Annotated in this window: 15 protein-coding genes and 4 tRNA genes; 8 read left to right on the forward strand and 11 right to left on the reverse strand. The window is 71.7% G+C overall.

The window, feature by feature from the left end:
* Positions 1–363: 363 nt before the first annotated feature.
* Positions 364–921: a CGNR zinc finger domain-containing protein gene (locus AOK01_RS12430; protein WP_055511038.1), complete on the forward strand. Its 558-nt coding sequence runs from the start codon at positions 364–366 to the stop codon at positions 919–921.
* A 41-nt stretch (positions 922–962) separates the two neighbouring features.
* Here the strand turns inward: AOK01_RS12430 and AOK01_RS44070 are convergent, their stop codons facing one another.
* Positions 963–1,115, reverse strand: a complete 153-nt coding sequence (locus AOK01_RS44070) for a hypothetical protein (protein ID WP_169800124.1) — start codon at positions 1,113–1,115, stop codon at positions 963–965.
* A 252-nt stretch (positions 1,116–1,367) separates the two neighbouring features.
* Positions 1,368–1,814, reverse strand: a complete 447-nt coding sequence (locus AOK01_RS12435; protein WP_055511039.1) for a hypothetical protein — start codon at positions 1,812–1,814, stop codon at positions 1,368–1,370.
* A 208-nt stretch (positions 1,815–2,022) separates the two neighbouring features.
* Here AOK01_RS12435 and AOK01_RS12440 point away from each other — a divergent pair, with 208 nt between their 5' ends.
* Positions 2,023–2,556, forward strand: a complete 534-nt coding sequence (locus AOK01_RS12440; protein ID WP_055511040.1) for a DsbA family protein — start codon at positions 2,023–2,025, stop codon at positions 2,554–2,556.
* A gap of 33 nt (positions 2,557–2,589) precedes the next feature.
* Here AOK01_RS12440 and AOK01_RS12445 read toward each other — a convergent pair whose 3' ends face one another.
* From AOK01_RS12445 to AOK01_RS12455, 3 genes are all read right to left on the reverse strand, one after another.
* Complete coding sequence (locus AOK01_RS12445; protein WP_213862093.1) at positions 2,590–3,414, reverse strand: GNAT family N-acetyltransferase; 825 nt, start codon at positions 3,412–3,414, stop codon at positions 2,590–2,592.
* A gap of 105 nt (positions 3,415–3,519) precedes the next feature.
* Positions 3,520–4,341, reverse strand: coding sequence for an aminotransferase class IV (locus tag AOK01_RS12450; RefSeq protein ID WP_055511041.1), 822 nt, complete (start codon positions 4,339–4,341; stop codon positions 3,520–3,522).
* On the reverse strand, positions 4,338–5,468 hold the full coding sequence (locus tag AOK01_RS12455) for a chorismate-binding protein (RefSeq protein ID WP_079103373.1): 1,131 nt from the start codon (positions 5,466–5,468) through the stop codon (positions 4,338–4,340). Before AOK01_RS12455 ends, AOK01_RS12450 begins: the two co-directional genes overlap by 4 nt.
* A gap of 156 nt (positions 5,469–5,624) precedes the next feature.
* Between AOK01_RS12455 and AOK01_RS12460 the strand changes: the two genes are divergently transcribed.
* The 5 genes from AOK01_RS12460 (at position 5,625) to AOK01_RS12480 (ending at position 6,810) form a co-directional block, all read left to right on the forward strand.
* Positions 5,625–5,697: transfer RNA gene (locus AOK01_RS12460), tRNA-Gly, on the forward strand.
* A 38-nt stretch (positions 5,698–5,735) separates the two neighbouring features.
* Positions 5,736–5,809 (forward strand) — tRNA-Cys (locus tag AOK01_RS12465).
* A 1-nt stretch (position 5,810) separates the two neighbouring features.
* Positions 5,811–5,882: transfer RNA gene (locus AOK01_RS12470), tRNA-Val, on the forward strand.
* Between the two features lie 158 nt (positions 5,883–6,040).
* The gene (locus tag AOK01_RS12475) at positions 6,041–6,502 is read left to right on the forward strand and encodes a hypothetical protein (RefSeq protein ID WP_169800125.1); all 462 of its coding nucleotides are present in this window, start codon (positions 6,041–6,043) and stop codon (positions 6,500–6,502) included.
* Positions 6,503–6,738: 236 nt separating this feature from the next.
* Positions 6,739–6,810 (forward strand) — tRNA-Val (locus AOK01_RS12480).
* A 99-nt stretch (positions 6,811–6,909) separates the two neighbouring features.
* Here the strand turns inward: AOK01_RS12480 and AOK01_RS12485 are convergent.
* The 4 genes from AOK01_RS12485 to AOK01_RS12500 form a co-directional block, all read right to left on the reverse strand.
* A complete protein-coding gene (locus tag AOK01_RS12485) occupies positions 6,910–7,212 on the reverse strand; it encodes a TFIIB-type zinc ribbon-containing protein (protein WP_055511043.1) in 303 nt (100 codons plus the stop codon).
* Positions 7,213–7,286: 74 nt separating this feature from the next.
* Positions 7,287–8,243 carry an aminoglycoside phosphotransferase family protein gene (locus AOK01_RS12490; protein ID WP_055511044.1) on the reverse strand — a complete coding sequence of 319 codons (957 nt, stop codon included), beginning with the start codon at positions 8,241–8,243 and terminating at the stop codon, positions 7,287–7,289.
* 277 nt (positions 8,244–8,520) lie between these two features.
* A complete protein-coding gene (locus AOK01_RS12495) occupies positions 8,521–8,730 on the reverse strand; it encodes a hypothetical protein (protein ID WP_055511045.1) in 210 nt (69 codons plus the stop codon).
* Between the two features lie 215 nt (positions 8,731–8,945).
* Positions 8,946–9,212: a hypothetical protein gene (locus tag AOK01_RS12500; RefSeq protein WP_055511046.1), complete on the reverse strand. Its 267-nt coding sequence runs from the start codon at positions 9,210–9,212 to the stop codon at positions 8,946–8,948.
* Between the two features lie 197 nt (positions 9,213–9,409).
* Between AOK01_RS12500 and AOK01_RS12505 the strand changes: the two genes are divergently transcribed.
* The gene (locus AOK01_RS12505; protein WP_055511047.1) at positions 9,410–10,738 is read left to right on the forward strand and encodes a serine/threonine-protein kinase; all 1,329 of its coding nucleotides are present in this window, start codon (positions 9,410–9,412) and stop codon (positions 10,736–10,738) included.
* Positions 10,739–10,812: 74 nt separating this feature from the next.
* Here the strand turns inward: AOK01_RS12505 and AOK01_RS12510 are convergent, their stop codons facing one another.
* Together AOK01_RS12510 and cobA are read right to left on the reverse strand one after the other, a co-directional pair.
* Positions 10,813–11,631, reverse strand: coding sequence for a TrmH family RNA methyltransferase (locus AOK01_RS12510; RefSeq protein WP_055511048.1), 819 nt, complete (start codon positions 11,629–11,631; stop codon positions 10,813–10,815).
* A gap of 63 nt (positions 11,632–11,694) precedes the next feature.
* The coding region (cobA, locus tag AOK01_RS12515) for a uroporphyrinogen-III C-methyltransferase (protein WP_055511049.1) at positions 11,695–12,877 on the reverse strand (1,183 nt) is incomplete at its 5' end.

A 12,877-nucleotide genomic window follows, 5' to 3' on the forward strand; every position in this document is an offset into this window, starting at 1 on the left:
AGGGCGCACGTCTCGGCGCCGGAGATTTCCAAGCCGGAGCCCAGGAGGCCGGAGCCACGAGAAGCCCGGCGCTGCGCCACCGACAGCCGCACCCGACGCTCGGGGCGGCGCCGAGACGTGCGCCCTGGGCCCCCAGCCGAGGTCCGCCGCAAGGAGCGACCTCAGTGCCCCGCACGCGCCCGAGCGCGGCACCTGGGTGGCTCCCGAGCGCACAGGCCGTCTCCGCTCCGGGCGCCCTCACGCAGGCGGCTCCGGGCGCCCTCCGTACAGACTGCTCCGATCCCCCGTGCCGGGAAGCCGCTAGCATCGGCCAGCACCGACGGGCATCCGCCACCGCCCGACCCCCAGGCCAGGGAGCGAAACGTGCTGATCACCCACGACACCCGGTGCGCCCTCGACACCGTGGTCGATCTGGTGAACACCGCACCGGAGGACGACGTCACGGACGGACTCGCGAACCTCGCGGCACTGCACGATTTCGTACGAAAGCACGACATGAGCGATGTCGGGACGCTGTCCGAACTCGATCTATCGGCGATGCGCCGGATCCGGGGGCGCTTCGCCGCCGTCTTCGCGGCCCCCGACGCGCGGGCCGCCGCGACGCTCATCAACGAGCTGGTCGCCGCCGCGGGCACCACGCCTCGCCTCACGAACCACGACGGCTACGACTGGCACGTGCACTACTTCGCGCCCGGCGCGTCCGTCGCCGACCACCTCGCCGCGGACTGCGGCATGGCGCTGGCCTTCTTCGTGGTGGCGGGGGAACAGGAGCGGCTGCGCCGCTGTGAGGCACCGGACTGCCGACGCGCCTTCGTCGATCTCTCCCGCAACCGCTCCCGTCGCTACTGCGACAGTCGCACCTGCGGAAATCGCCTCCATGTGGCCGCGTACCGGGCGCGGCGCAAGGAAGCGGCGGGCTGACGGAGTCCTCGGCGGGTGGCGCCAGGGACTCCGCGTACGGCTCAGAGCAGCAGCAGATCGTGCAGCGATGCCATGAGCAGCAGACAGCCGATCACCGCAAGGAAGATCATCAGCGGTGGCTGGGAAAGCGCGAAGAGACAACCCCGCCGCTCCTCGGGAGGAACTGCGGTGTCGCTTTGGGTTGTGTCCAGCATCTCGCGGCGATGATGACGCAGCCGAGAGTCCCGACGCGATCAACACGCCCGAAATATGGGGGAGTTAGCCGAAATCCGTGACACAGCGTTCCACGATCTGGGATAGGCGGGCGCGTCGGGGCCGGTCGCGTGTCCAACCGGCTCGCCGGGTGGACTCAGAAAGCCGGTGCCCGTGCCATCACGAGCCGCGGTTTCCTCACATTCCGTCCTGCCGTGTGCTTCCTGCCTGCTCTGCGCTTCCTGCCCCGTGCTTCATATCCCGTGCTTCTTCAGGATGGCCTCGATGTCGCTGAAGTCGTCCGCCGACTCGGCCTTGCGGGGCTTGGCCGCAGGGCGGGCCGCCGGGCGGGCGGTCGCCGGGCCCAGCGAGGGTGCCGAGGCCGCCGGGGCCACCGCCTCGCGCTGTGCGGCACGGGCCGCCTTGCGCTCCTTGCGGGTCCCGCCGGTACGCCGCTCCACGGCGCGCGTGGTCATGAACAGCAGCCAGGCTCCCCCGAGCACGCCGAAGCCGGCCCAGGCCGTCGGGCTGAAGGCGGTCTCGACCGCCCACTCGACGGCTCCGGTCATCACCAGACCGAGCGGGACCAGTGAGTACGCGGCAAGGCGGGCCGCCGCGAGGAATCGCTTGCGGTACGCGGTGACCACGGCGATGCCCAGGCCTGCCGCGGCGACGGCGGAACAGACGGTCTCGGCAATCATCCGGTCCTCCAGGCATGGCGGCGGGTTCGGGCGGGAGCGCTTCGTCCCTTCCATCCTGCACCGCCGCATGCCCGGCTTGCCATGGTCCGGGGAGACCTCAGGGACATCTCCGGGTCGGGTCCTCCTGAGGTGTGGGCCGAATCGGGTCGCCCAGGGTCGCCCTCGGGTCCCGGTTGGGCCGGGCGGCGCCGGCTGGGAGACTGGTCCCATGAGTGACTCCTCCCCCGCCCGCCCCGCCGTCCCCGTCCTGGACGTCTGGTGCGAACTCCAGTGCCCGGACTGCCGCAGCGCCCTCGACGACCTGCGCGCGCTGCGCGCCCGCTACGGCGACCGGCTGGAGCTGCGGCTGCGGCACTTCCCCCTGGAGAAGCACAAGCACGCGTTCGCGGCCGCGCAGGCCGCCGAGGAGGCCGCGGAACAGGGCAAGGCCTGGCCGTACGTCGAGGCCGTGCTGGAGCGCGTACAGGAGCTGGACCGCCAGGGGGAGGCGCTTCTCATCGAGGTGGCCCGCGGGCTCGGCCTGGACGCCGAGGAGTTCGACACGGCCCTCATCGACGGCCGGCACATCCTGATCGTCGACGCCGACCAGGCCGAGGGCAAGGCCATCGGCGTCACCGGCGTCCCGACGTACGTCATCGACGGTGAGCGCCTCGACGGCGGCAAGAACCAGGAGGGACTGCGCGAGCGCGTCGAGGAGATCGTGGACCGGTTGCTGGCCGAGCAGGAGCCCTCCGGCCTTTGACCGCAGGTCCTCCACCCACACACCTCAGGTCCGCTACGCCAGATCCTTGTAGAGGTGGTACACGGTCGTCTCGTAGCCGAGTGACTCGTAGAGCCGCTCGGCCGGGGTGTTGCCGGCGAAGACGTTCAGCCGGACACCGACGCGTCCGGCTGCGGCCGCCTGTACCTCCGCCAGCAGCATCAGCGAACGGCCGTGCCCCCGGCCCCGGTATCTCTCCTCGGCCTCGACGTCGAAGACGAACGCCCAGCCGTCGCGGGTCCCCAGCCACAGGAAGCCCACCGCGGTGCCCTCGTGCTCCAGGACGCTGAGGTCCGTGTCCGCGGTGCCGAGTCCGTCCGGCAGTTCGGTGGCGTGGTCCCGTTCGGCCTTGGCCCTGGCCTCGGCCTCGGGCACCCCCCGGGTGATCCACTCCTGGGCATAGTCCTCCTGGGCCTTTGCCACCCAGGTCTCGAACTCGGCCTCCGTCATGGGGCGTCCGCTGCTGCCTGCGGCCAGTTCGGGCGGGGTGTCGCCGAGCCGCTTCTCCATGTGGCGGTTGCGCACCACGTAGCCGAGGGCCGTCGTCAGTCGCAGGGCCGCCGCCGAGCCGGCGGGTACCGACACCTCGATCCGCCCGCAGCCCCAGCCCCGCGCCACCTCCTCCGCGGCGAGCGCGGCCACGGTGCCCCGGCCGCGCCCCCGGTCCGGCTCCTCGATGCTCAGTTGACGGACCTGGGCCACCGACGACCCGAAGGCGGGGTGCGTGGCGAGGTGTATCGCGCCCACGGGACGGCTGTTCACGCACACCGCGTAGTGGCGTGACAGCGCGCCGTCGGCGTCGCGCTGAAGCGGCTCGGTCGGCCGCAGAGTGGTGGTCATCAGGGGTGTTGTACCCCTCCGCACCGGTTCACGCCAACGAATTCGGCCGCCGGGCCCGGCGAGCGATCAGCCGCGGGCCGACTCGGGAGCCGGCCCACCGCCGGATCACGGATCGACGTCGTCGCCCGCACGCTCGTCGAAGATCCGCATGGCCTTGGCGGTCACCGCGCCCGGTGCGCCGGGCAGTTCGCGGCCGTCGACCCGGTGCACGGCCTGCACGTCACGCAGTGTCGAGGTCAGGAAGACCTCCTCGGCCCGCTCCAGGACGTCCAGCGGAAGGTCGGTCTCCTTGGCGCCGGTCCACTCGACGGTGAGCGCGCGCGTGATGCCCGCGAGGCACCCGGAGGCGACGGGCGGGGTGTGGATCTCGCCGTCGAGGACGACGAAGACGTTGGAGCCCGTGCCCTCGCAGAGCTGCCCGACCGTGTTCGCGAACAGCGCCTCGGACCCGCCGTGTTCGCGCGCACGGGCGAGGGCGACGACGTTCTCGGCGTACGACGTGGTCTTGAGGCCCGTCAGCGCGCCGCGCTCGTTGCGGGTCCAGGGGACGGTGATCACGGCGGTGGAGTCGGGACGGCGGCCGGACTCACCCAGGGCCACGACCAGGGTCGGCCCTTGCTCGCCACGGTCCGAGCCGAGCGGCCCATGGCCCCCGGTGTACGTGATCCGCAGGCGGCCGAGCCGCATCGGATTGGCGTCCAGGACGGCCGCGCAGGCACTGCGCACCTCGTCACGGTCGGGCTCGGGCAGCCCGAGACCGCTCGCCGAGCGTGCCAGCCGGTCGAGGTGGCGGGTGAGCGCGAACGGACGGCCGTCGACCGCCTTCACGGTCTCGAAAACGCCGTCGCCCACGGTCAGCCCGTGGTCGAAGACGGAGACACGGGCCGACTCGCTGTCCTGCAGCCCGCCGTCGAGCCAGATCTTCACTGAACCTCACCTCGCGAGAACGTGCCGGTTCCCCGACCCGACGTGCTTTTCCGGCCGGGGGTCCCGGGGCCGTCCGGGCGTGGCGCCCCATCCGTGTCGTACGCCCCCGGGTACTCCCCCGACGCTACCGCGAGCAGCCGGGCGGCCTTCAGCTCGGTCTCCTCCCACTCACGCTGGGGCTCCGAGCCCCAGGTGATGCCCGCGCCGGTGCCGAAGCGCAGTACGCCTGCGGCCCGGTCGATCCAGAAGGTGCGGATACCGACGGCCAGTTCCCCGGTACCGCGGTCGGCGTCGACCCAGCCGATGCCGCCGCAGTACGGCCCCCGGGGCGCTCTCTCCAGTGCCTCGATGATCCGCAGGGCGCTGGACTTGGGGGCACCGGTGACGGATCCGGGCGGGAAGGCCGCGTTCAGCAGCTCCGGCCAGCCCACACCCTCGCGCAGTTCACCGCGGACGGTGGAGACGAGGTGGACGAGCCCCGGGTGCTTCTCGACGACGCACAGATCGGGCACGGTCACGGTGCCCGGGGCGCACACGCGGCCCAGGTCGTTGCGCACCAGGTCCACGATCATCACGTTCTCGGCGTGGTCCTTCGCCAGCAGGTCCGCCTCGGTGCGCCCGGTGCCCTTGATCGGACCCGACTCGACGACACGGCCGGTCCGGCGCAGGAAGAGTTCCGGTGACGCGGTGGCGATCTCGACGCCGTGACCGGGCAGGCGAATCGTTCCGGCGTACGGTGCCGGGTTGCCGCGGGCCAGCAGGGCGGTCAACGCGTCGACGTCGGCGTCCGGCGCGACGGTCGCCGACAGGACCCGGCAGAGGTTCGCCTGGTACACCTCGCCGGCCGCGATGTGCTCGCGTATGCGGCGTACGCCCGCCGTGTACGCGGCGCGGTCGAGCGAGGACGTCCAGTCACCGGCCGCGGGTCCGCGCCACTGTCCCGGCACCGGCGCGGACACGCTCTCGCGCCGCACGTCCGCGAAACGGGCGCAGACCACTCGCCCCTCGAAGTCCGCGCTGACGGCCCAGAAGCCGCCGGAGTCCAGAGCCGCGGGGTCGCCGGTGACATCGAGGAGGCCGGTCGCGACGAGGCCGCCGAAGCGGGCGAGAGCTGGGAGGTCCTGCACGGCTACGAGTCTATGGGGGGTGGCCGGCGGGTGCCCCGACCGTGTCCTGGCGCGGGCGTAACGCAGCACGCTGCACAAACGCGTTTTTGTGCTGGCCCCGGTATCCGCTAGAGTTCAACACGTCGCCGGGTCGCGTGAGCGGGCCGGAAACGACAAGCGGACGTAGCTCAGTTGGTAGAGCGCAACCTTGCCAAGGTTGAGGTCGCCAGTTCGAACCTGGTCGTCCGCTCGCAGGAAGTGGGGGATCTTCCCGACCCCCGCACTCCTGGTGGAGTGGCCGAGAGGCGAGGCAACGGCCTGCAAAGCCGTCTACACGGGTTCAAATCCCGTCTCCACCTCCAAGGACGATTAGCTCAGCGGGAGAGCGCTTCCCTGACACGGAAGAGGTCACTGGTTCAATCCCAGTATCGTCCACACAGGCCAGGGGCCGTTTCCCAGTAATGGGAGACGGCCCCTGGTGCGTGTCCAGTGAGGGAGCGTGGCGAGCGACAAACTCGCTTACAGGACCATGGCCACTCGCCCCGTCCCGAAGCAGCTCCCGGCCGAAGTCGCTCCGCCGGCCGCTCGGTAACGTGCGCGCCGTGGACTCAGAGAACACCTTCGGGCCGAAGAAAGCCACACCCGACGAGATCAGCCGCCGGTGTCAGCTCGCCGAGCGAGTACGACAGGATCTGTCGGCCTCAGGTCTGACCGTCCACCCTGCCGATGAACGCGGTGTGACGGCGGCGGAAGGGGGTGGCCTTGAGATCGAGTTGGACGATCTCGATGATGCCGGGGGCGGCGTCTGGCTTCACTGGCAACTCCACACCCGCACGCAGGACGAGGTCCGGGCTGCCCTCCGGCGCGGGCAGGCCGACGGCCCTCTCTCGGACCCTCTCTTGAAGGCGGCAAGCCAGACCTACCAGCACATGGCGACGGCCATCATCGCCATGCTGACGACGCTCGGCTACGAGGCCGAGCACAGCCGCGACGACTACCGCCCCCACGCCGTACGTGTGATCGCTCCCCCTGGCATCCACGGCATCCACGGTTGACGACAGCGGATCACTCCCGCTGGGGCGACTTCGCGTGAGGCCGCCCACCGGCCGCGTAAGGGGAACAACGGGGAGCATTGGCGGGCCTCCCAGGTTCGCGCAGGTCAGCGTCTCGCCAGGGGACCGACTGCGTGACAACCGCCGCGCACAACGGCGAACGTCCACGGACGCCAACGGATTTGCGATGCAGGCCAGCGGCATGTCAATATCTCTCCAACGGCACGAACAAGCCGCCCGCGCGATTAGCTCAGCGGGAGAGCGCTTCCCTGACACGGAAGAGGTCACTGGTTCAATCCCAGTATCGCGCACAGCCGAAAGCCCCCGACCGTCTCGTACGGTCGGGGGCTTCGTCGTTCCTCGGTGCCGCTCCTCCCGCCCGGTCGCGCCGGGCGGGAGGAGCGGGCCGGTCAGGAGGAGAAGAGCATGCGGCCGAAGCTCTTCTGGCGGTGGTGGCCGTATTGACCGCCATGCCCGCCGTGACCGCCGTGGCCGCCCTGCGGAGCGCCCCAGGCGGGTGCGGGTGCGGACGGGTAGGCCTGCGGGGCGCCCGGGGGCGGCGGCGCGGGCTGCGCGTACTGGCCCTCCAGCCGGGTCAGCGACTCCAGCTCGCCGTAGTCGAGAAATATCCCGCGGCAGCCGCTGCACTGCTCGATCTGGACACCATTGCGGTTGTACGTGTGCATCGGCGCATGGCACTTCGGACACTGCATGCTCGGCTCAACTCCTCGCCGGTCGGTACTGCTTCCGCCAGGACAGACTCCGTCCGGCTTCGGTCGGTTGCACCCTACGTCGCGTATCCTCCCGCCAACCCGGGCGGGTGCGCGGCCATTCGGTCACACGCGTCGATCACGGACGTTTCGACCTCGTCCAACGGGCGCTCCGCCGCTACGGACTTGGCGATCGCCAGGGCCGCGGTCTGTGCGGTCAGCGCGCGGGCCGGCACATCGAGGGCCGGCCAGGGATCGCTGTCCGCGGGGACGGCCGGGCCACCCGCCTTCCGGTACGCGGTCAGGAAGCGGTCCCACTCGTCGGGCGGCAGGAGACCGCAGGCGAACCAGGCCGCGGGGCGGGCCAGGTCCCAGGCGGGGTCACCGAGACCGAGGTCGTCGATGTCGATGAGCAGCCAGTCGCCGCCCGCCGCCCGCACCAACTGGCCCAGGTGGAGGTCTCCGTGGCACAGCGCGCGTACACGTACGTCCGGCATCGGGGCCTCGTCCCGCGCCCACGCCGGAAGAACGGCCCAGGCACGCAGTACCGGTGCGGCCGCCGGGTGCGGCCCTGCCGCCCGGAGGCGGGCGATGGCGCGGGCCGCCTTCGCGGGGCCGCGCATGGGCGGCAGGCCGGACGGGAGTACGGCGTCGGGCGTCCGGTGGAGCCGCGCGAGAAGGCCGGCGGCCTCCTCCCAGGGAGCGGCATCCGGGTCGTCCCGGTCCACGGGAGTGCCGTAGGGCCAGAAGGTGACCGGCCGGCCGTGGAGTTCGACCGCGCCCGGCCTGAGCGGCGGCAGGAGGATGCCGCCGAACGCGGGATGCGCAGCCACGGCCATCCGCGCCGCGAGTGCGGTGAGTTCGGTGTCGGCGGCGTGCGCCTTCGCCACGGTTCCCGCATGCCGGACGACGGTGCCGTCGGGCCGGTCGGCCAGCACGGAGTCCCCCGTACCGCAGACACACGCGCCCGCCGCCGGATGCACCGCGCCCCGCACCTTGGCACTGAGCACCGGCAACAGCCCGTTCGCAGTCACTCCGAGATCCCCCTCAGGTCGTACAGCTTCGCCCCCGCCCCTCGCAAAGCGTACGCAGACCCCAACAGCCCCCGAACCGCAACCATCAATTGAGAAACCACAACGGCGAGCGATTTGGTACGCGAAAGCGGTGCCGGTTCAGGCGCAATAAACGGCAATGCGGGCGCAGCTCCCCAGCTGCGCCCGCATTTCTTGCCGTCCGCCGCACCCCCGTCCCCACGGGGTTTCATGGCCGGATGTCCCCGCCCGGACCGCTCTTCCGGGCCTGGGGCGCCGCTCAGCGCCCCAGCATCACGCCCACGGACGACGCCTGTGTGACCACTGCTTCCCAGCCGCCGAAGACGACTACGAGCAGGGTGGCCAGAGGGAGGACCATGGCTGTCGCCACCAAGGGGTGGCGGTGACCGGACCGGCTGGAACCGAACGCGGCGGTGTACGCCTTGCGTCCCTGCGTGCGGATCATCGTCCGCGATGCTGTGTCCGCCATGGTCCCTCTCCTGACCGTTCTCTTGTGAAGCTTGTGCTTGTACTGGTCTGGCAGCGGCGGGTGTCTGACCTCGGGGGACGAGTGCTGCACCCGCCGCTTGACAACAAATCTAGGCGTGAGGCGCGTCCAGGTCGTCATGCCCTCGTACCTATTGCCGGGCCTCCCGGAGGATGAGCGATCACCTGTGGAGTACTCCCCTGGGTGGAGAGGAGCTCCTAGGTCTCGGGGGTTTCCCGGAGGGGACGTCCGGTCTGTTCCGAGCTGTCCTCTCTCGGCACCGGTTGTTCGACGAGTGCGAGCACCCTGGTGGCCATGAAACGGGCCGTACGGACGACCGATCCGCTACGGGTGACTTCGCTCACTTCGACCACTCCCCTGCGGACCGCCGTCTCCACCCGGCGGCCCGCACGACTGGCCACCACCTCGTACGTACGGGTCGTGTCCCCCGCGTCGACCACTATCTCCACGCGATCACCCTTCACGGGTCCAATCCCCCTTCTGTGACGAACGGTTGGGGATTCGCGCGACGCGACGCCGCCCGACTCCCCCAGTCCCCTGACCACCTCTCAAGTTTCCCACCCGGCACTGACAATCGGTCGGGCCGCGAGGGCGCGGCCTCTGCGCGCGCCCCGCCGCGGAAACGTAAGCTGTGGCTCGTCAAACGGACCGGGCAGCGGGGATGGACATGGCGATGATGCGCCTGAGGCGCGAGGACCCGCGTGTCGTCGGCTCGTTCAGGCTTCACCGACGGCTCGGCGCGGGCGGGATGGGCGTGGTCTATCTGGGCTCCGACCGGCGTGGCCAGCGGGTCGCGCTGAAGGTGATCAGGCCCGACCTCGCGGAGGACCAGGAGTTCCGGTCGCGTTTCGCCCGTGAGGTGTCGGCGGCGCGCAGGATCCGGGGCGGGTGCACGGCGCGGCTCGTCGCCGCGGACCTGGACGCCGAACGGCCCTGGTTCGCCACGCAGTACGTCCCCGGGCCCTCTCTGCACGACAAGGTCACCGAGGACGGCCCGCTCTTCGCGTCCGAGGTCGCGGCCGTCGGCGCCGCCCTCTCCGAGGGGCTCGTCGCCGTGCACGAGGCCGGGGTGGTCCACCGGGACCTGAAGCCGTCGAACATCCTGCTGTCCCCCAAGGGGCCGCGCATCATCGACTTCGGCATCGCCTGGTCGACGGGCGCGAGCACGCTCACGCACGTCGGTACGGCCGTGGGGTCGCCCGGCTTCCTCGCGCCCGAGCAGGTGCGGGGCGCCGCCGTCACTCCGGCCACGGACGTGTTCGCGCTCGGCGCCACGCTGGCGTACGCCGCGACGCAGGACTCGCCCTTCGGACACGGCAGTTCCGAGGTGATGCTCTACCGAGTGGTGCACGAGGAGCCGCAGCTGCACGGGGTGCCGGACTCGCTGGCTCCGCTGGTACGAGCCTGTCTGGCGAAGGATCCCGAGGAACGGCCCAGCACGCTGCAGTTGTCGTTGCGGCTCAAGGAGATCGCGACGCGGGAGGCGCAGGGCATGGGCGAAAGCCGGCCGCCCGCTTCCCGGGCCGCGGAGGCCGACCGGCCGACCGGACGGCTCACCGACGACTATCCGGAGCAGCGCACCCAGCGGCGTACGCAGGGCACTCCGGCGCCGCGCGGCAACGGCACCGCGCCGCGGTCCGGGGCGCGCCCGGCCCCCTCGCGGGGCAACTCGACGCGGTCGGGACCCGGCAGCCGGTCCGGTGCGCCCCGCAGCGGGACGGGGCGTCCGGGGCCGCGGACCACCGGGACCGGGCGGCGGCCCGCCAATCCCCGGCTGCTCAGGCAGCGGCTGTTCGTGTTCGTGGTGGTGACGCTGCTGGTGGCGCTGGCCATCGCGGCGGCGCAGGGGTGCCAGGGGCCCGCCCGGGGGCTTGATCGCGGGAGCGTGGGCGGCGGCGATGCGCGGCAGGGGCAAGAACAGTCGTCCGGACAACCGAGCGGGATCGGTCAGAGCGGGATCGGTCAGAGGGGAATCGGTCAGAGCGGGTGAGCGTTGTTCGCCGCCTGCGGGAGGATCGTGGCTGAGCGCGCAGTTCCCCGCGCCCCTGACGGGGCACGCTCCCGTCAGCTCTGCGGTCTGCCCGTCGCCACCGCGTAGAACGCGACCGCGGCCGCCGCGCCGACGTTGAGCGAGTCGACGCCGTGCGCCATCGGGATGCGGACCCATTCGTCGGCGGCCACCAGCGCCTGGGTGGACAGGCCGTCGCCCTCCGCGCCGAGCATCAGGGCGACCCGGTCCATCCGGTGCGGGGCCACCTCGTCGAGGGTCTTGGCCTTCTCGTCCGGGGTGAGCGCGAGCAGGCCGAAGCCCGCCTCCCTGACCGACTCAAGCCCCTTGGGCCAGGAGTCCAGACGTGCGTACGGGACCGCGAAGACGGCGCCCATGGAGACCTTCACCGAACGCCGGTACAGGGGGTCCGCGCAGTCCGGCGAGAGCAGTACCGCGTCCATGCCGAGGGCTGCGGCGGAGCGGAAGATCGCGCCGATGTTGGTGTGGTCGTTGACCGACTCCATGACGACGACCCGGCGGGCCGTCCGGAGCAGGTCGCCGGGGGTCGGCAGCGGTTTGCGCTGCATGGAGGCGAGCGCGCCGCGGTGCACGTGGTAGCCGGTGACCTGTTCGGCGAGGTCCGGGCTGACCGCGTAGACCGGGGCCGGGAGTTCGTCGATGACGTCGCGCATGACGTCGACCCACTTGGCGGACAGCAGCATCGAGCGCATCTCGTAACCGGCGTCCTTGGCCCGTCTGATGACCTTCTCGCCCTCGGCGATGAACAGGCCCTCGGCCGGTTCGCGCTTGCGGCGCAGCTCCACGTCGGTCAGGCCTGTGTAGTCACGCAGGCGCGGGTCGGCTGGGTCCTCGACGGTGATGAGATCGGCCACAGGGTGATACTGCCTTGTCCTGAGTGCGGTGCCAACGGCTGGGAACGGGTGGGTTACCCCGGGTTACTCAGTTGTCTCGAACGAGCCGTCCGTACCCACGGTCACCACCTCGCCGATGACGATGACCGCCGGGGGCCGCACCTCCTCGGCACGGACGGTCTCGGCGACCGTCGCGAGGGTCGCGTCGACACGCCGCTGCGCCGCGGTCGTGCCTTCCTGGACCAGTGCCACGGGAGTGCCGGCCGCCTTGCCGTTGTCCATGAGCGTACGGGCGATGGCGCCGATCTTGTCCACGCCCATCAGGACGACCAGGGTGCCGCGGAGCTTGGCGAGCGCGGCCCAGTCGACCAGGGAGCGTTCGTCGTCGGGGGCGACATGGCCGCTGACGACCGTGAACTCGTGGGCGACCCCGCGGTGCGTGACCGGGATGCCCGCCGCGCCCGGCACGGAGATCGAGCTGGAGATGCCCGGGACGACCGTGCAGGAGATGCCCGCCTCGGCCAGCGCCTGGGCCTCCTCCATGCCGCGGCCGAAGACGAAGGGGTCGCCGCCCTTCAGCCGGACCACCGCCTTGCCCTGCTGCGCGTGCTCGATGAGCGCGTTGTTGATGGCTTCCTGGGCCATGAAACGGCCGTACGGGATCTTCGCCGCGTCGATCACCTCGACATGGGGCGGCAGTTCGGCGAGCAGGTCGCGCGGGCCCAGGCGGTCGGCGATGACCACGTCGGCCTCGGCGAGGAGGCGGCGGCCACGAACGGTGATCAGGTCCGGGTCACCGGGGCCGCCGCCGACCAGGGCGACGCCGGGCGTGCGGGTGCGGTGGTGGGGTGCCACGAGGGTGCCGTCGCGGAGCCCCTCGACCACCGCGTCGCGGACGGCGGCGGTGTGGCGGGGGTCGCGGCCCTTGGCGTCGGTGGTCAGGACGGCCACCGTGACGCCCTCGCTGTGGCCCGTCGCCGGGGTCCAGGCCGTCGCCGCGTCCGCGTCGTCCGAGCGGACGCACCACACGCGGTGCGCCTCCGCCTCGGCCGAGGCCGCGGTGTTCGCCTCGGGATCGCGGGTGGCGATCAGCACGTACCAGGCCTCCGCGAGGTCGCCCGGTTCGTACGGGCGCCTGGTCCAGGTCAGTTCGCCCGCGTCCGCCATGGCCTCGACCGAGGGGGTGGCGGACGGGGACACGAGGTGGATGTCCGCGCCCGCCCTGATGAGGGCCGGCAGACGGCGCTGGGCGACCTGGCCGCCGCCG

Source organism: Streptomyces aurantiacus, assembly GCF_001418335.1.
In the GTDB taxonomy this organism is placed as follows: Bacteria; Actinomycetota; Actinomycetes; order Streptomycetales; family Streptomycetaceae; genus Streptomyces; species Streptomyces aurantiacus.